Source organism: Methanotorris igneus Kol 5 (genome assembly GCF_000214415.1).
Lineage (GTDB): Archaea > AGJL01 > Methanococci > Methanococcales > Methanococcaceae > Methanotorris > Methanotorris igneus.
On the sequence record NC_015562.1, the window covers coordinates 596,336 to 617,782 of the forward strand.

21 protein-coding genes are annotated in these 21,447 nt (G+C 31.5%); 11 read left to right on the forward strand and 10 right to left on the reverse strand.

Annotation, left to right across the window (positions count from 1 at the left end; translation table 11 throughout):
• Positions 1-156 precede the first annotated feature (156 nt).
• The 3 genes from rgy to METIG_RS02890 all read left to right on the forward strand — a co-directional run bounded on the left by rgy (position 157) and on the right by METIG_RS02890 (position 5,283).
• On the forward strand, positions 157-3,516 hold the full coding sequence (rgy, locus tag METIG_RS02880) for a reverse gyrase (protein WP_013798746.1): 3,360 nt from the start codon (positions 157-159) through the stop codon (positions 3,514-3,516).
• Positions 3,517-3,904: 388 nt separating this feature from the next.
• Positions 3,905-4,168 carry a hypothetical protein gene (locus METIG_RS02885; protein WP_013798747.1) on the forward strand — a complete coding sequence of 88 codons (264 nt, stop codon included), beginning with the start codon at positions 3,905-3,907 and terminating at the stop codon, positions 4,166-4,168.
• 29 nt (positions 4,169-4,197) lie between these two features.
• Positions 4,198-5,283: an ATP-binding protein gene (locus METIG_RS02890; protein WP_013798748.1), complete on the forward strand. Its 1,086-nt coding sequence runs from the start codon at positions 4,198-4,200 to the stop codon at positions 5,281-5,283.
• A gap of 171 nt (positions 5,284-5,454) precedes the next feature.
• Here METIG_RS02890 and hypA read toward each other — a convergent pair whose 3' ends face one another.
• The 4 genes from hypA to METIG_RS02910 all read right to left on the reverse strand — a co-directional run bounded on the left by hypA (position 5,455) and on the right by METIG_RS02910 (position 7,661).
• Positions 5,455-5,829: a hydrogenase maturation nickel metallochaperone HypA gene (gene hypA, locus METIG_RS02895; RefSeq protein ID WP_013798749.1), complete on the reverse strand. Its 375-nt coding sequence runs from the start codon at positions 5,827-5,829 to the stop codon at positions 5,455-5,457.
• A gap of 84 nt (positions 5,830-5,913) precedes the next feature.
• Complete coding sequence (locus METIG_RS02900; protein WP_013798750.1) at positions 5,914-6,363, reverse strand: RNA-binding domain-containing protein; 450 nt, start codon at positions 6,361-6,363, stop codon at positions 5,914-5,916.
• A 172-nt stretch (positions 6,364-6,535) separates the two neighbouring features.
• Entirely contained in the window at positions 6,536-6,811 is a 276-nt protein-coding gene (gene albA / locus METIG_RS02905; protein ID WP_013798751.1) for a DNA-binding protein Alba, read from the reverse strand.
• A 118-nt stretch (positions 6,812-6,929) separates the two neighbouring features.
• The gene (locus METIG_RS02910) at positions 6,930-7,661 is read right to left on the reverse strand and encodes a dihydromethanopterin reductase (acceptor) (RefSeq protein WP_048055503.1); all 732 of its coding nucleotides are present in this window, start codon (positions 7,659-7,661) and stop codon (positions 6,930-6,932) included.
• 189 nt (positions 7,662-7,850) lie between these two features.
• Here METIG_RS02910 and yhbY point away from each other — a divergent pair, with 189 nt between their 5' ends.
• From yhbY to METIG_RS02935, 5 genes are all read left to right on the forward strand, one after another.
• Positions 7,851-8,255, forward strand: coding sequence for a ribosome assembly RNA-binding protein YhbY (yhbY, locus tag METIG_RS02915; protein WP_013798753.1), 405 nt, complete (start codon positions 7,851-7,853; stop codon positions 8,253-8,255).
• A gap of 238 nt (positions 8,256-8,493) precedes the next feature.
• Positions 8,494-8,940, forward strand: a complete 447-nt coding sequence (locus tag METIG_RS02920) for a 30S ribosomal protein S19e (RefSeq protein WP_013798754.1) — start codon at positions 8,494-8,496, stop codon at positions 8,938-8,940.
• Between the two features lie 380 nt (positions 8,941-9,320).
• Complete coding sequence (locus tag METIG_RS02925) at positions 9,321-9,659, forward strand: DNA-binding protein (RefSeq protein ID WP_013798755.1); 339 nt, start codon at positions 9,321-9,323, stop codon at positions 9,657-9,659.
• Positions 9,660-9,664: 5 nt separating this feature from the next.
• Positions 9,665-10,258, forward strand: a complete 594-nt coding sequence (locus METIG_RS02930; RefSeq protein WP_013798756.1) for a DUF7411 family protein — start codon at positions 9,665-9,667, stop codon at positions 10,256-10,258.
• A gap of 21 nt (positions 10,259-10,279) precedes the next feature.
• Entirely contained in the window at positions 10,280-10,435 is a 156-nt protein-coding gene (locus METIG_RS02935; RefSeq protein ID WP_013798757.1) for a 50S ribosomal protein L39e, read from the forward strand.
• Positions 10,436-10,508: 73 nt separating this feature from the next.
• On the opposite strand, the gene METIG_RS02940 is transcribed toward METIG_RS02935, so the two are convergent.
• The 4 genes from METIG_RS02940 to METIG_RS02950 all read right to left on the reverse strand — a co-directional run bounded on the left by METIG_RS02940 (position 10,509) and on the right by METIG_RS02950 (position 13,753).
• Positions 10,509-11,306 (reverse strand): vWA domain-containing protein, encoded by a 798-nt coding sequence (locus METIG_RS02940; protein WP_013798758.1) that lies wholly within the window; start codon positions 11,304-11,306, stop codon positions 10,509-10,511.
• 35 nt (positions 11,307-11,341) lie between these two features.
• Positions 11,342-11,476, reverse strand: coding sequence for a hypothetical protein (locus METIG_RS09700; RefSeq protein ID WP_281033962.1), 135 nt, complete (start codon positions 11,474-11,476; stop codon positions 11,342-11,344).
• Between the two features lie 33 nt (positions 11,477-11,509).
• Positions 11,510-12,586 carry an ATP-binding protein gene (locus METIG_RS02945; protein ID WP_083809484.1) on the reverse strand — a complete coding sequence of 359 codons (1,077 nt, stop codon included), beginning with the start codon at positions 12,584-12,586 and terminating at the stop codon, positions 11,510-11,512.
• Between the two features lie 231 nt (positions 12,587-12,817).
• On the reverse strand, positions 12,818-13,753 hold the full coding sequence (locus METIG_RS02950) for a transposase (protein ID WP_013798476.1): 936 nt from the start codon (positions 13,751-13,753) through the stop codon (positions 12,818-12,820).
• A 134-nt stretch (positions 13,754-13,887) separates the two neighbouring features.
• Between METIG_RS02950 and cobN the strand changes: the two genes are divergently transcribed.
• Positions 13,888-17,502, forward strand: a complete 3,615-nt coding sequence (gene cobN, locus METIG_RS02955) for a cobaltochelatase subunit CobN (protein WP_013798761.1) — start codon at positions 13,888-13,890, stop codon at positions 17,500-17,502.
• 19 nt (positions 17,503-17,521) lie between these two features.
• On the opposite strand, the gene METIG_RS02960 is transcribed toward cobN, so the two are convergent.
• Both METIG_RS02960 and mptN read right to left on the reverse strand, forming a co-directional pair.
• On the reverse strand, positions 17,522-18,076 hold the full coding sequence (locus METIG_RS02960; RefSeq protein WP_013798762.1) for a macro domain-containing protein: 555 nt from the start codon (positions 18,074-18,076) through the stop codon (positions 17,522-17,524).
• A 76-nt stretch (positions 18,077-18,152) separates the two neighbouring features.
• On the reverse strand, positions 18,153-19,028 hold the full coding sequence (mptN, locus tag METIG_RS02965; protein ID WP_013798763.1) for a tetrahydromethanopterin:alpha-L-glutamate ligase: 876 nt from the start codon (positions 19,026-19,028) through the stop codon (positions 18,153-18,155).
• 352 nt (positions 19,029-19,380) lie between these two features.
• Between mptN and METIG_RS02970 the strand changes: the two genes are divergently transcribed.
• A complete protein-coding gene (locus tag METIG_RS02970; protein WP_013798764.1) occupies positions 19,381-19,962 on the forward strand; it encodes an RraA family protein in 582 nt (193 codons plus the stop codon).
• A gap of 71 nt (positions 19,963-20,033) precedes the next feature.
• Positions 20,034-21,443 (forward strand): SLC13 family permease, encoded by a 1,410-nt coding sequence (locus METIG_RS02975; protein WP_052297393.1) that lies wholly within the window; start codon positions 20,034-20,036, stop codon positions 21,441-21,443.
• Positions 21,444-21,447 lie beyond the last annotated feature (4 nt).

The following is a 21,447-nucleotide window of genomic DNA, read 5'->3' on the forward strand; positions in this document are numbered from 1 at the left end:
TATGTGACCATAATCATTAATAAAATAGAGAGATGAACTAAGACTTATTTGAAATTCTACGCTTAACTTATCGTTCTTTCAGAAATTTTATTATGCCTAATATGTAACATAAATTTCGCAAATAACTAATATATTTGTCGATTTTGGTGGGGGAATATGGTACCAATAATATTCAAAAACATGTGTCCAAATTGCCACAGTGATATAGAAAGTTTAAGGTTAGATAAAGGATTAACATGCAAAAATTGTATGGAAGATGATTCAGTTAGCAATATATGCAAATATTTAGCAGAGAAGAATACATTAAAAGCATTGGAAGATTATTGCAAATTAAAAAATGAATTAAAGGAATTGGAGGATGTCGCAGAGCGTTGTGGATTTAAATTATTGAGCATACAAAGGATGTGGGCAAAGAGAGTATTAAAGAACAAAAGTTTCTCAATAGTTGCGCCAACGGGTGTAGGGAAAAGTGTATTTGGGATGATTACGGCAATTTACTTTGCAACAAAAAACAAAAAGTCATACATCATTTTGCCAACAACTTTGTTAGTTAAGCAAACATACGAAAAAATCATAAACATGGCAAATAAAGCGGGGGTAGAGGTTAATGTTGTTGCCTACCATTCTGAACTTTCATCTGAAGAGAAGAGGGTGGCAAAGGAGAAAATTGAAAAGAAGGACTACAACATATTAATCACAACATCAAACTACCTATCAAAAAATCCAATAGATGATAAGTTTGATTTTGTTTTTATTGATGACGTTGATGCGTTTTTAAAGGCATCTAAGAATATAGATAAAAGTTTAAAACTTTTAGGGTTTAGTGATGAGATTATTAAGAAGGCATACAACATCCTTTATTTAATAAGAAAAAAGAAGATAGAAGATGCATTAAAAGAAAGGGAAAAATTAAAGGAAATGATTAGCAAAATAAATCACGGATGTATGATTGTTGCATCTGCCACTGGAAAATCCTATGGGGATAAGGTAAAGCTATATAGGGAACTTTTGGATTTTGAAATTGGGTATGGAATGAGCAAATTGAGGGATGTTGAGGATATTTATGACGAAAACCTCAGCATGGAGAAAATTTTGGAATATATAAAGATATTTGGCGATGGAGGTATTATATTTGTTCCTATTGATTATGGGCTAAAAAAGGCGGAAGAAATTGAGGAATTTTTAATTAAAAATGGCATAAAGGCAAAACTAATCCACTCAAAAGATAAGAAAGGATTTGAGGAATTTAAAAATGGGGAGATTGATGTTTTAATTGGAGTGGCATCATATTATGGTGTTTTGGTTAGGGGGTTAGATATACCAGAGAGGATAAGATACTGCATCTTCTACGGAGTTCCAAAGTTTAAGATTGATTTAGAAGAGACACTTAAAAAGGAAAATGAAAATATAAGCATTGAGGGATTAAATGAAGAAGAATTAATGGAATTGGTAAAAAACACACTAAAAATAAAAAACTTCTCATTGAGGAAAGAGGATAATAAATACTATCTACTAATCCCTGATGTAAAAACATACATTCAAACATCTGGAAGAACATCAAGGATGACTGAAAATGGGTTAATTAAGGGGGCTTCAATTGTTTTAGTTGATGATGCAGAGGTGTTTGAGGGGTTGAAGAAGTATATGCTCTTCATGTATGAGGGTGAGTTTAAGAGGATTGATGAGATTGACGTTGAAAAATTGATAGAGAAAATTGATGAAGATAGGAGAAAGTTGAAAGAGACCAAAGAAAAAAATAAAGTGCCAGATTTATTAAAATCTGCGTTGATGGTTGTGGAAAGCCCTAACAAAGCAAGGACGATTGCAAATTTCTTCGGAAAGCCGTCTGTTAGGAGAATAAATAATAAGAAGGTTTATGAGGTTTGTATTGGGGATTGGAATTTGATTATAACTGCAAGCGGTGGGCATATATTTGATTTGGTAACAAAAGAGGGCTATCATGGGGTGTTGATAGGCAATAATTCATACATCCCAATTTATGGGACAATTAAGAGGGTAAACGGAGAGCAATTTGTTGATGAGAAGAATATTGAGGAGCTAATTAAAAGAATTAAGGAAAAAACCAATGAAAATATAGTTATTCATGATGCAAAGGAGAACATTGAAATATTGAGGGATTTGGCAAGTGAAGTTGACGCCGTGTTTATAGCAACGGATATTGATGTTGAGGGGGAGAAGATTGGGTATGATATATATCTAAACCTAAAACCATTCAACAAAAATATCTTTAGAATTGGGTTTAATGAGATAACAAAAAGAGCCATAATGAATGCAATAAAAATAGTTAAAGAAGGTAAAAGTGAAGAGTTATCATTAGATGAAAATAAGGTAAGGGCGCAAGTTGTTAGGAGGATTGAAGATAGGTGGATTGGGTTTGAGTTGAGTAAAAAGTTATGGGATGCATTTAATAACACCTACTTATCTGCTGGAAGGGTTCAAACGCCAGTTTTGGGATGGATTATTGATAGATATAATGAATACCAAATAAAAGTTCCATATCTCTACCTAAAATTGGAGGATGACATTTCATTTGGAACAATTGTTGACGATGAAACTGCTAAAAAGATTAAAGATAAAGATTACGTTGATGTTGAAGTAAATGTTTATGAGAAAGACATTTATCCAAACCCACCATTTACAACAGATACACTATTAGAGGAAGCAACAAAAAGGTTTGGACTTAGTAGTGATGAAGTCATGAAAATTGCCCAAGAACTTTTTGAGCTTGGGCTAACAACTTACCATAGAACATCATCAACAAGGGTATCCTTGGATGGTATGAGGGTAGCGAGAGAGTATTTGGAATTCAATGACATGCTCGATTACCTAAAAAATAGAGAATACTACATGGAAGGGGCACACGAGTGTATAAGACCAACAAAACCAATGGACACGTCTGAATTAATTGAATTCATAAAAAACAACAACATCTACCTAACAAAAGACCACATAAAAATTTATGATTTGATATTTAGGAGATTTATTGCATCTCAAATGAAGGAATGCAAAGTTGAGTATGAGGAGATAACTATAAAGGATTTAGATACAAAAGTTGAGGGTTATACAAACATAATATATGATGGATGGACAAAAATCTACAACCTAAAACTTAGAAAACTACCAAAAATAGAAAAGAATACCTTAAAAATCATTGAAAAATCCATCAGAAAGGTTCCAAAAGTATCTTTGTATGATGAAGGAGAGATTATTAAATTGATGAAGGAGAGGGGCATCGGAAGACCTTCAACCTATGCTCAAATCGTCAAAAAACTATTTGATAGGAAGTATGTTTTAAAAAGCAAGGATAAAGGCAAAATAATTCCAACAAAATTGGGCATTGAGGTCTACAATTACCTAAAAAATAACTACTACAACCTAATTTGTGAAGAGAGAACAAGAGAGTTGGAGAATGTTATGGACAAAATAGAGAAGGGAGAAGTCGAATACATAAAGGTTTTAGATGAGTTGCTAAATGAGATAAAATCAATTACATAAAATTATTTTTGCATTTACCAATTTTTCTATTTTGAATTCTAATTTTAAGATAATTTCTTAATTTAAAAATACAAAAGAGAGATACCACAGGGGGAGTGGTTTAAATCAAAATAATAAATATTTTTATGGAATAAAAATTAAGTTTGGTTAATAGTATCTTCATATTTAGAATATCTAATCACATACATCATACCTTTTACACAAGTTGATTTAAATTTATATAGTTGTTTATCGTTAATTGTATTGTTTGTATTTGTTTGGTGGATATACATAAACTCTAACTTGATTTATGTAAATCCAACACTCAAATTTATAGGATACAAAATATACAAGAAAATTAACTCAACTGTATGAAAGTGGTGTTCTTAATTTCCATGATAAAAATGGAATGCTAATCAAAAGTAAGCATGATAAATTTATTAAATTAATTAAAACTGCAAAAAGTCATGATAAACTAAAAAATGATATTTCCTATGAAATCATAACAAATAATGGAAAGGCTATAATTAAAATTCCATCAAAAGAAGCATTGATATGGTTTATAAGAGTTTGTAATAAAGAAGTGCTTACTGATTTACTACAAGAAGAGATTTACATTGTAGAAAAGAAGACACCATATCAAACAACATTAGATTTATGGATACAATCTTAATATTAACCTAACAATTTTTTGGTGATTAAATGAAATTTTTCAACAGAGAAAAAGAAATAAAAGAAATTTTATCAATCTTAGAAGGGGAGCCAAATAGTATTTATTTTACCTATGGTCCTTTAAATTCTGGAAAAACTACTCTAATAAAACACATTATTGAAAATGAACTATCTGATGATTATAAGGTTTTTTATATCAATTTTAGGACTTATCTAATTTCAGAAAAGAGAGAATTTATAGAAGCAATTTTTACCACTAAAAAGGATGACTTATTTGAAAAGATAAAGGATAAAAATGAAGTTTTAAAGTTAATAACTAAGGGGGCTAAGATTTTAACTGGTATTCCAATTCCAGAAGTAGAGTTTGATAAGTTATTTGAGGAGAAAATAAATGATGCTTTTCAGTATTTAAACAGTTTATTATTGGCGGTTAAAAAGAGTGGGAAAAAACCAATTTTAATATTGGATGAACTTCAGATGATTAAAGAAAATAGGCAAAAGTATTTATTAAAAGAGTTGTTTCAGTTCTTAGTATCTTTAACAAAAGAACAGCATTTATGCCATGTTTTTTGTCTTTCTTCCGATAGTTTGTTTATTGAGTATGTTTATAACACTGGAGAGTTGGAAGGGAGGGCTAAATATATCTTAGTGGATGATTTTGATAAAGAAACTGCCTTAAAGTTTATTGATTTTTTATCAGAAAATCTCCTAAATAAAAAACTTTCTGATGAGGATAAAGAGTTAATTTTCTCCTATATTGGGGGAAAGCCATTATATCTTTATAATGTGATTGATGAGATGAGATATAAAGAGTTAAAAGAGATTTTAGATTTAATGCTTAAAGAAGAGGTTTCGAAGTTAGATATGTTTTTGGAATTTTTAGAGTATTCAAAACCAAAAGTAAAGATAAAAAATGAAGTTATTGAACTTAAAAAAGAAGATATTATCAACGCATTAAAATTATTTAAAAATAAATATGAAATCCTAAAAAAAGAGATGCCTACGCCAGTTTATATTTATTTAGTTAAAGAAAATATTCTATTTTTAGACCCTATTGAAGGAACTTTAAAACCTCAATCTTATTTAGTTTGGAACGCTATAAAGAGGATTTTATAAAATAATATTATTTTAAACATATGGGGGATAATGCCTTTATTCGTGTGCGTTAGAAGGGTTTTTGGCAAAACCGAAGGTTTTGCCGTATATCATTTCCGCACACGACTATATTTTTGCATTTACCAATTTTTCTATTTTGATTTTAAGTTTTAATAATTTCAAAAGTCAATATTACTCATCAAACTCTACAACAATATTTTTTATGTTGAATTCTTTCCCTCCTTTAAACTTCAAGTTCATGCTATTACAGTTTGGGCAATAAATTTCAAATTCATCCTCTGCTTTAACATTCCCCTCATATCCACAATCTTTACACACTGCCAAAGGTTTTATAAACTGCACATTTATCTTTGCATTCTCACAGATAGTCCCCTCTGCAATAACTTCAAACGCAAATTTTAACTGCTCAATGTTTATGAATGTTAATTCTCCAACCTCCAAATTTATTTCAGAAACCTTTTTTATCTTTTTCCCGTCCTTCTCCTGCTCTTTTACAGCATTTATAATAGTATCAAGCATAGATGTTGCATAAGAGAGTTCATGCATAACTATCCCTTTATTTTTTATCCCAAAAACTTTAAAGTTAAGCAAAAATCAACTATTATTTATAATTATTTTTCATTTTCATTATTATTCTATTCCCAATTCTTTAAGCACCCTTTCTTTAACCTTCTCTTCTTTATTTTTTGAAACATAAACCTTAAAGTTTATGACTATCCTTACAACATCATCTCCGTCCATCAATTTGCATTCTCCCAAGTATGCCTTCTGCTTATCAAACCTTAAATACAACTTGTTTTTTTCTATCCTTAAATCAATGTCTTTCTTTAATTTGTTTATGTTTCTTTCATCACTCTTTAGCAAATCCATAATGTGCTTAAAAACTTTATTTGCTTTTTTGTTTATGGTCATCTTATAGACATTTATTGGGTTACCAAAATATCCATCCGTCTCTACAACCTCCAATTCTACGTCATCCTCTCCAACAACATCTGGCAAAAAATAAGCCATTGCATCTAAAACCTTATCCTCATCCTCTGTCGCATGTGCAGTTGCTGTTATTATGATATAGTTTACCATCCAAACCCCTCAACATTTTTATCATTAAATTAAAATTAACATTAAATTTGCATCAACAAAAAATCACAAAAAAGACGAATTCCTAAACAAAATCCTAAAACAATGGGAAATTAAAATAAATAACCCAACAAACAAAAATTAGCATTAAGATTAAGTGTTAAAGTATTCGAATTTATCTTGTTAAGACAATTTCTATTGTTGAGACATTAACAACCTTACCATCCTCATTTTCAATTTTGTCAGTGCCAATGTTGATTTCTTTAACTTTAACGTCTGTTAAAAACCTATTTCTAACCATTTCTGCAACATCAACTGCTCTGCTAATTGCCTTTCCTCTTGCTTTTATTTTAACTTCCTTAGCCCCTTGTGTATTAAATTGTGTGATTACTGCAAGAACATAGTTCATTATACTCTTGTTTCCTATGTATACTGCATTGTTGTCACTCATCTACATCCCTCCCTTTACTATAATTCAATATGAAGATGAGATATATATACTTTTGGATTTTTTAAATTGTATAAGTTTGAAATTTGTTTATTATTTTATGGATAATTTTACTGTTTTTTTAAGGTTTTTTTAATAAAATGTCTATAATTTCATAGGGGTGTTTTAGCACTATAGTATCTTCAAGGTCTTTTAATTTTCTTGTATTCTCGGCGTCAATCTTTCTAACCCTCATTTTTATTTCTTTTCCAGCTATTACTGCATCGTATTGGCAAATCTCTTTACATTTTCCACATCCAACACATTTAGATAAGATTATCTCCATGAAACTTTTAGAAGAAGTTTCATCAAAATTCACAACAATTGCATTATTCTTACAAACTTCCACACATGCCTTGCACAGTGTGCATTTTTCCCTATCTATTGAAAATGGTAACCTTGTTGTTACAATTCCCTCCTCATAATCAACTGGAACTATTATACATTTAACAAATCCCTTTCCTGCCTGAGCAATGGCATTTGTCACTAAGGTATCTGCTATTCCATTTACAACCTTTGCCACTGTGTTTCCAGTTGTTGGTGTTGATATTAGGTAATCATATTTTCCAAGCGATAATCTCCCAGTTATTGGTGCTGAATAAGGGTGTTCTCTCTCAAAAATCAACTCCTCATAGTAGTTGTTATTTGATATTTTATATAAATCCTCCATCAACCCATACATCTTAACAACTTCTTCCCCAGCCCTTGAAACCAATGTAGTTATTTTTATCCCATGTTTCTTCAATTTTTTCATAACTTCAAAACTCTCCCTCAATAAATGTCCTGCTCCAGTTATACACCACACTACTTTCATAACTCCACCAAAGTGTGTTTGATATTTTGATATAAATATGAACAAATGTCCGACCCCAACCAATATATATATGTTTTTAGGTAATATTTTTTCTACATAAATAAACATTAATATATTATTTTCATTAGGTCATTTTTGCATTATCATTATAATCAATAATTCTAATTTTACAAATCTAAGGTGATAATCATGGAAAATAATGAGAATCAAGTATCTCAAAAGAGATTAACCTCAAAAGCAAAAAGAATACTAAGAGCAAAATCTCATGAAATAAAACCCGTAGTTTGGATTGGAAAAGAAGGTGTAGATAAGGTCATTGAAGAAGTGAAAAGGCAATTAAAAGATAGAGGTCTTATAAAAGTCAAAATAAGAAGAACGGCATTAATATATATGGACAAAAAAGAGATCGCCGAAAAATTAGCAAAAGAAACTGATTCAGAAATAGTAAGTATCGTTGGGCATGTGATAACTCTATTTAGACCAAGAGAAGGTTGGAAGAGATATACATCAAAGAAGACTAAAAAAGAGAAAGAAAAAGAAAAAGCAGAACAGTTTATTGCAGAATTTGAAAAACTTAGAAAGGGAAAATTGTAGAAATTTTAACTTAAGTGGTTAAGCGTAATATATATATACATGATTGTAGAATTAATATTGAGATTGCCCGGCGAGGATTCAATGTTCTTTTTTTGGATTAAGTTTATAAATTACTAATGTAATTTTAAGATAAACATGAAGTATTCATTATCAATACATAACAAGCGATAGGCATTGCAAAATGTTTTAATAACAACTTGCCCTCCTGCAAAACTAAAAAACCAAGTGAGGTGTTGACATGGTAACAGTGTATGATGTCCCACCAGCATTGTTGATAGAAAAAACTGCAAAAAAATTAAAAGAAATGGGTTTAAAAGAACCTTCATGGACTCCATTTGTTAAGACAGGTGCTCACAAAGAAAGAAGACCTGAAAATCCAGATTGGTGGTATATAAGATGTGCATCAATTTTAAGAAAAATTTACATTAATGGTCCTGTTGGTGTTGAGAGATTGAGAACTGCTTACGGTGGAAGAAAGAACAGAGGTCACGCTCCAGAGCACTTCGTAAAAGGTAGCGGAAACATCATAAGAAAAGCACTCCAAGAATTAGAAAGATTAGGATTAGTTGCAAAAACAAAAGAAGGGAGAGTTATAACACCAAAAGGGCAATCATTATTAGACAACACTGCAAAAGAAGTTAGAGATGAAATTATCAATGAAATTCCAGAGTTAGCCAAATACTAAAAATTTTTACTAATAACTTTTTTGATTGTTAAGTCAAAAATATTATAAACTACTACTTCACATAAACTACTTCATGTAGATGATGTATTTGGTGTATAGTTGTTTGCCTTACAAATGAACGAAAACTTCATTAAATTATATGAAGTAATTAATCTTTATTTGGAATTTTACAATTGATTTTTGGCAAACAACTATAATTTTGGTTGTTTCATTATAAATGACCGCAATCTCCAATGAAATTAAAAGCATAAATTATGCTTCATTTGGAATTTTATAATTAATTTATCGTTCTTTCAAAAATTTATTATATTCAAATAACTATAAAAATTCTGCAAATGACATGATTTTACCACATATTTAGCAACAAAAGGGGATTTTATATGGATTTAGAAGAAATAAAAAGACGCAAACTGTTGGAGATGCAGAAAAAACTTGAAGAGCAAGAAAAACTCCAACAGTTGCAAGAACAACAAATGCAATACCAACTCCAAAAACAAAAAATTTTAAGACAAATTTTAACCGAAGAAGCAAGATCAAGACTTGCAAGAATAAGAATGGCAAAACCAGAATTTGCTGAGCAAGTAGAACTACAACTAATACAACTTGCCCAAATGGGTAGGTTACCTATCCCAGTCACTGATGAGCAGTTAAAACTTTTGCTTGATAGAATACATGAAGCAACAAAAAAGAAAAGGGAATTCAAGATAATTAGAAAGTGAATGCTATGGAGGCATATGTATTATTCAGCGGTGGGAAGGATAGCTCATTATCTGCAATTATATTGAAAAAATTGGGTTATGATGTTAAGTTATTAACTGTAAACTTTGGTATCCTCGATTCCTACAAATATGCTCAAGAAACTGCTGAGATCTTGGGTTTGCCGCATGAAGTTATAACCCTTGAAAGAGAAATACTTGAAAAATCAGTTGACATTATATTAAAAGACGGCTACCCATCAAATGGTATCCAATTTATTCATAAAAAGGTTTTAGAAATTCTTGCTGATAAGTACAAGATTCTTGCAGATGGAACAAGAAGAGATGACAAAGTTCCTAAGTTAAGTTACTCTGAAGTCCAGAGCCTTGAAATGAGAAAGAACATCGAATATCTAACCCCATTAATGGGGCTTGGGCATAGAACCATAAGAAAATTAGTTAACGAATATTTCATAATCTCCGAAAAAGAGAGCGAGGAATTACCAAAATCTGATTATGAAACTGAAATTAGAGCACTTATGAGATTGAAAGGGTATGATCCACTCAAATACTTCCCAAGACATAAACAATCAAGGGTTATTGGATTAAAAAAAGAAATATAAAAGTTTAAAGAGGTGAGAGGAATGGCAAGCAACAAACCATTAGGGAAAAAGTTGAGATTAGCAAAAGCATTAAAACAAAACAGAAGAGTTCCATTATTCGTAATTCTCAAAACAAAAGGTAGAGTAAGATCACATCCAAAAATGAGATTCTGGAGAAGAAGCAAATTAAAAGCATAAATGTCTAACTTCTTATTATTTTTTATACATTTTAGATTCGTAAATTTAAATAAATGTATGACTAAATCCCAAATTAATAATTTATTAAAGGGTTAACGATGTTCAAAATTCCATCTACGCTAATATCATCTATTTTATAATACTTAAACCCATATCTCTTAGCGATTTTATCACCAATACCTATTTTTATGAATGATTTTGGTTCTGTATCTATTAATATGACGTTTATTCCTTCTTCTGCAATTTTATCACAGATATCAAAGACCTCTTTTATATAATCTTTTTTAATAGCTACATTTGGCTTAAAATCACTAATGAATATCATAATTGGTATTATGTTCGGATTTTTCCTCATTTCATTTTTAAAAACCTCATATGCCTTTAAAAATGCTTTTGAAAGGGGTGTTTTTCCACCAGTTGGGAGTTCTTTGAGTAATTTCTCTCCAAGTTCAACAGATGAAGTGAAAGGCAAAACAAGTTCTGCCATATCTTTTCTAAACGCAATCATTCCTACTTTATTTCTTTTTTGATATGCATCCATTAAGAGAGACAAAACTGCTCCCTTTGCAGCTTCCATTCTCCTCATCGCACCCATAGACCCACTCGCATCAACAACAAACAGTAAATGAGATGATATTTTTCTTTCTCTAACCTTTTCCCTTAAATCATCTTTTGTAAGATACAATGCCAAATTTTTGTCCTTAAATTTCTCTCTTCTTTCTTTTTGATATAATGCACTAACCCTAAATGTTGCATCAAAGGCAATATCAGTTGTTTTTCCATGCGGAATTCTATATTTTATATATCTTCCTTTTTTGCTAATACTCTTTATGTGCCTCCCACTACTATATCTGTATATGCTATCTCTCAACTTTATGTTGAGTATTTTTGGATTTGCTCCTCCATTTATGTCAAATATTTTTTCCTCTTCAATGTTGCTATCTTTGTTATTGCTGCTTTTATTATTGCTACTATTATTTTCATGTTCTTTGTTATCTTCTTTATCATCTTTATTTTCATTGTTTTCAAAATCTCCTCCATTTTCTTCTTGTTTTTCTTTACTGTTGTTTTCATTTAGTTTTTTTTTACTTTATCATTTTCTTTATTACCTTTTTCATCTTCATTTTTTTCGTTATTCTTCTCCTCAAACTCATTAAATATTTGTTCAATCTTCTCCTTGTTTAATTGTGGTGGTTCAAATGGCTTCCTCCTCATTCTATGTGGGAGGGCAAGTTCACATGCCTCTTTTACATCATCAACAGTTACATAATCCCTTCCATTAAATGCAGCAATGGTTTTTGCCGTTCTCGCAACCGTTATATCTGCCCTATTTGTTGGAATACCCAACTCAATGCAGATTTTTGAAATTAATTCCAATAAATCATCACTTATTTTTACATTCTTTAATAATTCTCTTGCTTTCTCTATCTTTTCCCTCAACTTTAATTGCTCTTCTTCATATTTTTTATAAAACTCCTCTGGATTCTCATTGAACTCTTCAACCCTTTTTATTACCTCAACCCTCTGCTTTATGTCATTCAACCCCTCAACATCCACCATCAACCCGAACCTATCAAGGATTTGAGGTCTCAACTCCCCTTCTTCAGGGTTCATCGTTCCAACTAAGATAAATCGTGAGGGATGTTTTATTTTTATCCCTTCTCTCTCAATAATATTCCATCCCATTGCAGCAGCATCTAAAAGGATATCAACAATATGGTCATCTAAAAGGTTAACCTCATCAATATACAAAATATTCCTATTTGCCTCAGCCAAAATTCCAGGGTCAAGGGCTTTAATTCCCTCCTTAATTGCCTTTTCAATATCAAGGGTTCCAATAACCCTATCCTCCGTTGCACCAATTGGGAGGTTAATAACTTTCATCTTTTTCTTAATTGTTTTTAGTTCTCCCCTTTCCTTCTTTTCTCTACATATATCACACAAATCCCCATTAGGATCACAGTTGAACGGACATCCTTCAACAACTTCAATCTCCGGCAACAAATCAGCCAAAGCCCTTACTGTTGTAGATTTTGCTGTTCCCTTCTCCCCTCTTATTAAAACCCCACCAATTTTTGGGTTTATAGCGTTTAGAATTAATGCTTTCTTCATCTTCTCTTGTCCAACAATTGCGGTAAATGGATAGTTCATCATTTTCACCTAATTTAAAAATATTTTATTTTTACACAAATTATTTTAACCACATATAAAAATATTTTTCATACAAATACAAAATTATTATGAATATTATAATACTAAATAAAGATTTTTGTGAATTTTATGGCATTTTTTACTAATTGGTATTAAAAACCTAATTTGTAATTATTAATCATGATAAATATCGAGGTTGTCGAAAAATTATTTCATCAATGAATTTAAATATTACTCTCTAATACTAATAACTCTCATTAGTGTTAAAATATTATGAACGATTGCTACTGCTAAAGTAGCTCTACATCTACTTTCAGGTAGTTTTTCATTTAGAGTTAATCTAAATTTAGTTTTTAGCCCTCCAAATATCGCTTCTATTACCCCTCTAATTTTATACAGTTTCTTATCAAACAATTTTTTAACTTTCTTTCTGATTTTAGAAATACCGTAATCCCATTTAAACTCTTTTGTTTTAACTATTGGAATGAGGTCTATAGATAACAACTCTCTAAGTAAATCTTCATCATCGTAACCACCATCCAACAATATTATCGCACCTTTCACAAAATCTAAAGATTTTATCATTTTTAGTAAGTTTTTACTGTCTGAACTATATCCATTATCCCATTTTACCATAACAATCGAAATTAATCCATAATCTTTATAATAGCAAGCTAATACGTGCATTTTGTCAAAAACCCGATACTTTACCTTTTTTATTTCATTATTCACAACTCTGATTCTTTCACAATACACTCTTAATAAATGGACTCCAGTGGAATCAGCTATGTAAATTATAACCGATGATTTTAACGAATTAGCAATAATTAAGTGTAATCCAACGATTATTTTAGTTAAATCGCTTATTTTAATCCTCTGAAAAGCTTTTCCGTATGTGGAGCTATCTATATGCTTTTTATGTAAATAATCGGAAAGAGTTTCTAAATCTCTTAAACTAATTCTAAAAATGTGTTTTATTATTAGAGTAGCTATATATTCATTGTAACTTATAGCTAAAGGCCTTCCTACTTTGCGTTTTTCTTTATATGGAAGTAAAATATTTATAATAAATGAAACAAAATCATAAGTGTACTTAATATTGAATATCTTAAACCTCTTATCGTAGGCTTTCCAGTATCCTTTTCTTTTGGTTTTTCTGCCGCTCATAATTATTATTACTATTATTTATAGTATTCGTATTTTTCGACAACCTCATAAATATCGCAAAATATAAATAGTAATAATATTCATGATATAGTATGACTAAGATAATAAAAGTATGAAATTTTTATGGTGATTGTATGAACATAACCATAACCGCCTTAATGTGGGCATCCTACTGCACTATATTAAACAAGGCGTGGAACGAATTGAAAAAAGAATTATCCAATTTAAACATTGATTTAAGATTATATTCAACAAGAGATATGCCAGATAAATTAGATGATTTTCTAAATGATGCAAAAAAATCGGATATTGTATTTATGTATAGAACTTCCACCGATGATTTTTATGAAGAGATTAATACCAATAAATTCAAAAATTTAATAATAACAAGCCAAGATCCTGTATATTGGAACTCAAAACTCTCCCATAAGGCATATCTATACACGGTTTACGGGGGTGTTGAGAATTTCAAAAACCTAATCTTATACCTCATAAGGGAAACTCTAAACATAAATATTCCTGTATCTCCACCAAAAGAACTACCATTTCAAGGTATATTTTATAAGGGGGAAATCTTTGAGAGTTTAGACGAATTCTTAAATAATGTAAACTTTAACAAAAAGAACACTGTGGGGGTTTTATTTTCAAGGCATTATCTCGTAAATGAGGACATGGGAGTTATAGATGCTTTAATAAATAAATTAGAAGAGCACTTTAATGTAATTCCTGTTTTTTCCTATGGAGCAAAAAATGAAGATCTAAATGCCATAGGTAGTGGGGAATGTGTCTTAAAATACTTCCTTAAAAATGGAGAACCAATAATAGATGCATTGATAAACCTATTGTCATTCCCGTTGGGAACGGTTGTTGAAAAAGGCAGTTTAAAGAAATTACAAGGGGTTGATATCCTAAAAAAACTCAATATTCCAGTTTTCCATCCAATAGTAAGTTATTACAGAACCTACGAAGAATGGAAAAGTGATATGCAGGGATTATCTGCTGATATAGGGTGGACAGTTGCATTGCCTGAATTTGAAGGTGTTATAGAGCCAATTATAATTGGAACTGTGCATAAGGAGGGGAATTTGGAAAAGAAGATGGCAATAGATGATAGAATTGATAAAGTGGTTAAAAGAATAAAAAGATGGATTGACTTAAAAAATAAACCAAAAAAGGATAGAAAAGTTGTGTTTATTTTGCATAATGCCGCATGTGCATCTGTTGAGGCAACAGTTGGAAGTGCTGCACATTTGGATTCATTCGAGAGTTTGATAAGGATAATGAGAAAGATGAAAGAGGAAGGTTATCATATTGAAAACATCCCAAAAGATGGGAAGGAATTGGCAAAATTGATATTAGACAAAAAAGCAATCTCCGAATTTAGATGGACAACTGTAAATGAGATTATTGCAAAGGGGGGCTATCTCTATTTAATGGACGAAGAAGAATATATGGAATACTTCAAGACACTCCCAGAAAATGTTCAAAAAAAGGTCTTAGATACATGGGGGGACTTAAATGGAAAGGATATTCCAGCATCTATGGTTTATAAGGATAGCAATGGAAAAAACAAGATTGTCATAACTGGTTTGAAATTTGGAAATGTATATGTCTGCGTTCAGCCAAAAAGAGGTTGTGCGGGAGCGAGATGTGATGGAAGAGTTTGCAAAATTTTGCACGATCCAGAATGTCCTCCAACACATCAATACATTGCCACATATAAATACTTTAGTGAGGTTGCCGATGTCATGGTTCATGTTGGAACACATGGCACTTTGGAATTTTTGCCTGGAAAGAATGTTGGCTTATCAAATGAATGTTATCCAGATATCTGCGTAAATGATATTCCTCACTTATACATTTACAACTCAGACAATCCACCAGAGGGAACTATTGCAAAGAGAAGGAGTTATGCTGTATTAATTGACCATCTTCAAACAGTAATGACCGATGCAATGAATGAAGAACTTGAGACCTTAGATAATTATGTAAATGAGTATCTAAAAGAGATGGATGCATCAAGAAGGCATCAGTTAGAGCATTTAATTGTTGAAGAAGTGAAGAAAACCAACTTATTAAAAATTAAGGAGAAAATAAAACACATTGAAAAAGAAGGTAATATCCACTTAAACTTTAAGGAAATCTTTGATGAGTTGAGAAATACCTTAGAGATGATAAAAAATTCAAAGATAAATGATGGCATGCATATATTTGGAGAACTGCCAAAAGGAGAGAAGAGAATTGAGCTTATAAATGCCACTTTGGAGTTTGAATATAGAAGAAAGTTACAAGATGAAATAAGAAAAGTATTGAATGGAGAAGATATTGAAGATAAAGAATTAAAAGAAAAAATACTTGACATAAATGAAAGAATAGAACAATCTAAGGAAATAGATGCACTTTTAAATGCTATTGATGCAAAATACATAGAACCAGGACCTTCTGGATTAATAACGAGAGGTAGAGATGATATCCTTCCAACTGGAAGGAACTTTTACTCTTTAGATCCATACAAGATTCCAACAAAGGCAGCATATAGGGTTGGGGTTTTGTTAGCTGAGAAGTTGATTGAAAAATATCTTAAAGAAAATAGTAAATATCCCGAAAATATTGCTGTTTACTGGATGGCATCAGATATTATGTGGGCTGATGGGGAAGGGATGGCACAGATACTGCATTTATTGGGTGTTAAACCAAAATGGAAACATGGAAAGGTTGTTGGTGTAGAGGTTATTCCATTGGAGGAGTTAGGGAGGCCAAGAATTGATGTGACTATAAGGGTTAGTGGGATTTTGAGAGACAATTTCCCAAATTGTATGGAAATTGTTGATGAAGCAATAACAAAGGTTGCAAAGTTAGATGAGCCAATAGAGATGAACTTTGTTAAAAAACATGTGTTGGAGGGATTAAAAGAGGGATTATCATTTAGAGAAGCAACATATAGAATATTTAGCTCAAAACCGGGAACTTATGGGAATGGGGTTAAATATGCAGTATATGCAAGTGCATGGGAGAATGAAGAAGACCTAAAAGATGCCTTCATGCTTTGGAATTCCTATGCTTATGGAAAAGATGTTTATGGAGTTTATGCAAAGGATGCATTTGAAAATATCTTAAAGAGTGTTGATTTAACATTTAACAAAACTATTACTGATGAATATGATTTATTTGGATGTTGCAGTTATTTTGGGACACATGGTGGATTAACAAATGCTGCAAGGGTTATTTCGAAAAAGGATGTTAAGGTTTATTATGGAGATACAAGAAATCCAAATAAAGTTGAGATAAGGACATTGAGGGAGGAGATAGAGAGGGTCTCATTATCAAAACTTTTAAATCCAAAGTGGATTGAAGGCATGAAAAGGCATGGCTATAAAGGGGCTGGAGATATAGCAAAGAGAATTGGAAGGGTATTTGGATGGAGTGCCACAACAAAAGAAGTTGAAAATTGGATTTTTGATGAGATATTCAACACATATGTAAAAAATGAAGAAAATAGGAAATTCTTTAAAGAAAACAACATATATGCATTGGAAGAGATTGGTAGGAGGTTATTGGAGGCATATCAAAGAGGCCTTTGGAAAACAAGTGAAGAGAACATTGAAGAATTAAAAAGAATTTATTTGGAAATTGAAGGGGATATTGAGGAAACTTATGGGGATGTTGATATTGGAGAGTTTCAAGGGGGAAGTGTTGATATTAATTTAACATGGAAGGAAAAATTAAAGGTAAACTTGGCTATGAAGTAATAAACTAAAAACTTATTGATTAGCCATTAAAATTCATTTTTACTTTATTTAATGCCTTATTAAATCCCTCCACAACTTCATCATCAATATCCACGCATTTAATTAGTTCTAAGGTTGTTTTGTTATTTTTTAAGAAATCAACTATTGTATTTATAATAATCTCTGTCCCTTTTTCTTTTGGAAATCCATAAGTTCCACAACTAACGGCAGGAATTGCAATTGATTTAACCTTTAATTCTGTCGCAAGTTTTAATGCATTGTATATTGCATTTCTTAACTTTCTCTCCTCATCTCCCTCTCCCCATTTTGGTCCAACAGCATGTATAACATACTTTGCCAAATTTCCGCCCGTTGTATAGACAGCATTCCCAACCTCAACCCTGCCAATTTCCATTATTAGCCTATCGCTCTCTTTCTGTATGATTGGATTATCCTTTACAATTGCCCAGGCAACACCACCACCATGCTGCAAGTATGGATTAGCGGCATTTACAATAGCATCTACATTTTCCTTTGTTATATCCCCCTTCTTTACAACAATAGTTGTTTTGTTTATTTTTAGTGAGTTCTCCATGTTATCACTATTTTTTATTTAATTTTATTTTAATTTTTGTCTTTATCACTTAAATCTTTATTAATCATCTTTTATATTATCTTTTTAATAAATTTACAACCTCTTCAATTATTCTATCGGCAATATTGACTTTTGAGATTTTTGATAACCCCTCCCAAGATGGAGTTGCATTAACTTCTAAAACCTTCAAACCATCCCTACTCTCAATCAAATCTACCCCAGCATAAACCAATCCCAACGCATCCTTTGCCTTTATGGCAAGTTCTTCAATTTCATCATTAACTTCACATTCCTCTGGTTTTGCATTTTGGTGGATATTAGTTATCCAATTATCTGAAACCCTATACATTGCCGATACAACTTCATCCCCAACAACAAATGCTCTAATATCTCTATAAACATTGTTCGGATTTTTTACAAATTCTTGAATATAAAAAGCCCCATATTTTTTCTTGAATTCTGTCAGTTTATTTAGTTTGGATATTAAAGAGCCACCATTTATTCTCATAATTCCCTTCCCCTGATGTCCAAAAAGTGGCTTTACAACACAGTCCTCAAAAGCATTAACCCACTTTAACGCCTCATCTATATTCTCAGTTACAACCGTTCTTGGCTGGGGGATGTTTTTTAAATCCATCAAAAAAGAACACCTATATTTATTTCCAGCATTTTCTATTCCGTCTAATGGGTTTATTAATGGAATATAATGCTCCAAATACTTTAAAAAATCAAACCTATGGAACATTTCCACTTCGTTCCCAATATTCCTAACAAATGCACAATCCAAATCCAATAGATTTTTATCATTACACTTCAACTTAAAACCCATGCCTATACCAGATATTATGTTAGATGGCTTTATTATCTCAGGTTTAATACCATTTTTTTCCATAGATTTTTTTAATTCGTTTACGACCCAATCCTTTTCCTCTGATATTATCCCCATTTTCATAATTTCCCTTTGATGATTAATTTTATGAAACAAAATTGTTATTTAGTTATATATAATTTCTCGTTTAAGTTTTCATAAAGATATATGGCAAAACCTTTAAGGTTTTGCCAAAATTATATTTTGGGTTCATTTAAGAGTTTGATAAGGATAATAAGAAAGATGAAAGAAGAGGCTATCGCATTGGGAAAAAATATATAAAACAGGGCTTAAATATAAATGGCAAATATACAACCAAATTAAAGGAAGAATTAAACATTATTTTGAAATTTTAACTATAACCCTGCCACACTTAAATAATTAATGGCAAAACCGTAGGTTTTGCCGTAAAAATTTTTGATGATAGGTCGAAACTATGAAAATTTTAAATACCTTTTCAGTTCCAAATTTATGTGACGCAGGTGCGAGGGTTTTGAAGGGAATAAAGCCAATAAATCCTATGCAAAAGATTGTTGTTGGGGAGGCATTAACTGTAAAAACCTCCCCACATGATTGGGGAACCGTTGTTAAGGCAATAAAATATGCAAGAAACAAAATAATAGTCGTTGATGCAAATGGAGGAGACATTGCTGTTTGGGGCGGGTTGGCATCAACAAATGCAAAATTGAAGGGGGTTTTGGGGATTGTTATTGATGGGGGAATAAGGGATGTTGAGGATATAAATGCTTTAAAATTCCCCGCCTTTGCGAAACATATTGTTCCAAATGCAGGAAAGCCATTGGATGAAGGGGAGATAAATGTCCCAATAACCTGTGGAGGAGAATTAATAAACCCAAAAGATATTATTGTTGGAGATTGCAATGGAGTTGCAGTTATAAAAAGGGAAGAGTTAAGTGAGATTATTGAGAATGCAAAGGCAATAAAAGAAAAGGAAACAAACATAAGAAATAAAATTTTAAGGGGCATGGATCTTGGAGATATTTTGAGGTTAAGATAAATAAGACAAAAAAGCTTTTTAAAGGTTTCTTGGGGATGAAATCAAAGTTATTAAAGTTTAAGAGGGGGATTATGAATAAGAATACATTAATATTGATTTTTGATATAATTTTGATGTTTTTAATTCTGTTTTTCTTTCCAATTGACGATTTGCAAATAAAGGAAGGATTGTCTATTTTGGTGTTTATATCGATACTTTGGTTAACTGAGGCGTTACCTTTACCAATATCCTCCTTATTTGTCCCAGTTCTTGCTGTTCTTTTTGGTATTTTAGATGTTAAGGAGGCATTTAAATCATTTGCACACCCAATAATATTCCTATTTCTTGGGGGTTTTGCCCTTGCATCTGCACTGAGAAAGTATGAACTTGACAAACTCATTGCCTATAAAATCGTGGGGCTTTCAAAGGGAGATTTTAGAGTAGCGAGTTTTTTAATAATGCTAACTACTGCATTTCTCTCTATGTGGATAAGCAACACATCAGCAACAGCAATAATGTTGCCTCTCGCTATTGGATTGCTTGGATATGCAAATAACAATAAGATTGATAATAATATCGAGTTCTATACCTCCAAGCAAAGCGAGGAGGTATCTCCGCGGGATGCAACGACGCACCGTTGCAATGAGAATATTTACGCATTCTTACTTTTAGGAATTGCCTATTCCGCAAGTGTTGGTGGAATTGGGACTATTATAGGCAGTCCACCCAATGCAATAACTGCAAGTTTCTTGAGTATGGGGTTCTTTGATTGGTTTAAAGTTGGATTCCCAATAGTTTTGATATTATTGCCAATAATTTATGCAGTTCTGTTTTTGTATTTCAAACCGCAGTTTGAAAGAAAAATAAGCGTGAAATATGATTTTAAAATTAAAAATAGTAAAGCTTTGTTAGTTGGAGGAGTGTTTTTGTTTGTAATATTGATGTGGATGCTGAGTGGAAAATTATCTGCCTTATTTGGGGTTGAGAAATATTTTGATAGTATAGTTGCAGTTATCGGAATAATTCTTCTGTTTTCTCTGAGATTAATAAATTGGGAGGACTTAAATAACTCAACTGATTGGGGAGTTTTATTGCTCTTCGGTGGGGCGTTATCTTTAAGTTACATCTTATCAACAACAGGAGCAAGTGAGTATATTGCAAACATTGTCATAAATGCATTAAAAGGTGTTCCAACATTTGCCTATATTTTTGGTTTGGTTTTGTTCTCCATAATGATAACTAATATTATGAGTAATACTGGAGTGGCAAGTGTTTTAGTCCCAATTTTGATAGCTACTGCATCACAACTAAACATAAGGCCAGAGATTCTTGCTTTACCAGTAGGAATTGCCGTTTCCTGTGCATTTATGCTTCCAGTGGCAACTCCTCCAAATGCACTAGTCTTTGGAAGTGGGTATATAAAGGAAAAGGATATGATAAAGGCAGGGTTTATTTTGAGTTTAATCTCTGCGGTAATAGTTACTCTAATGTTCGGTATTTAGGTGA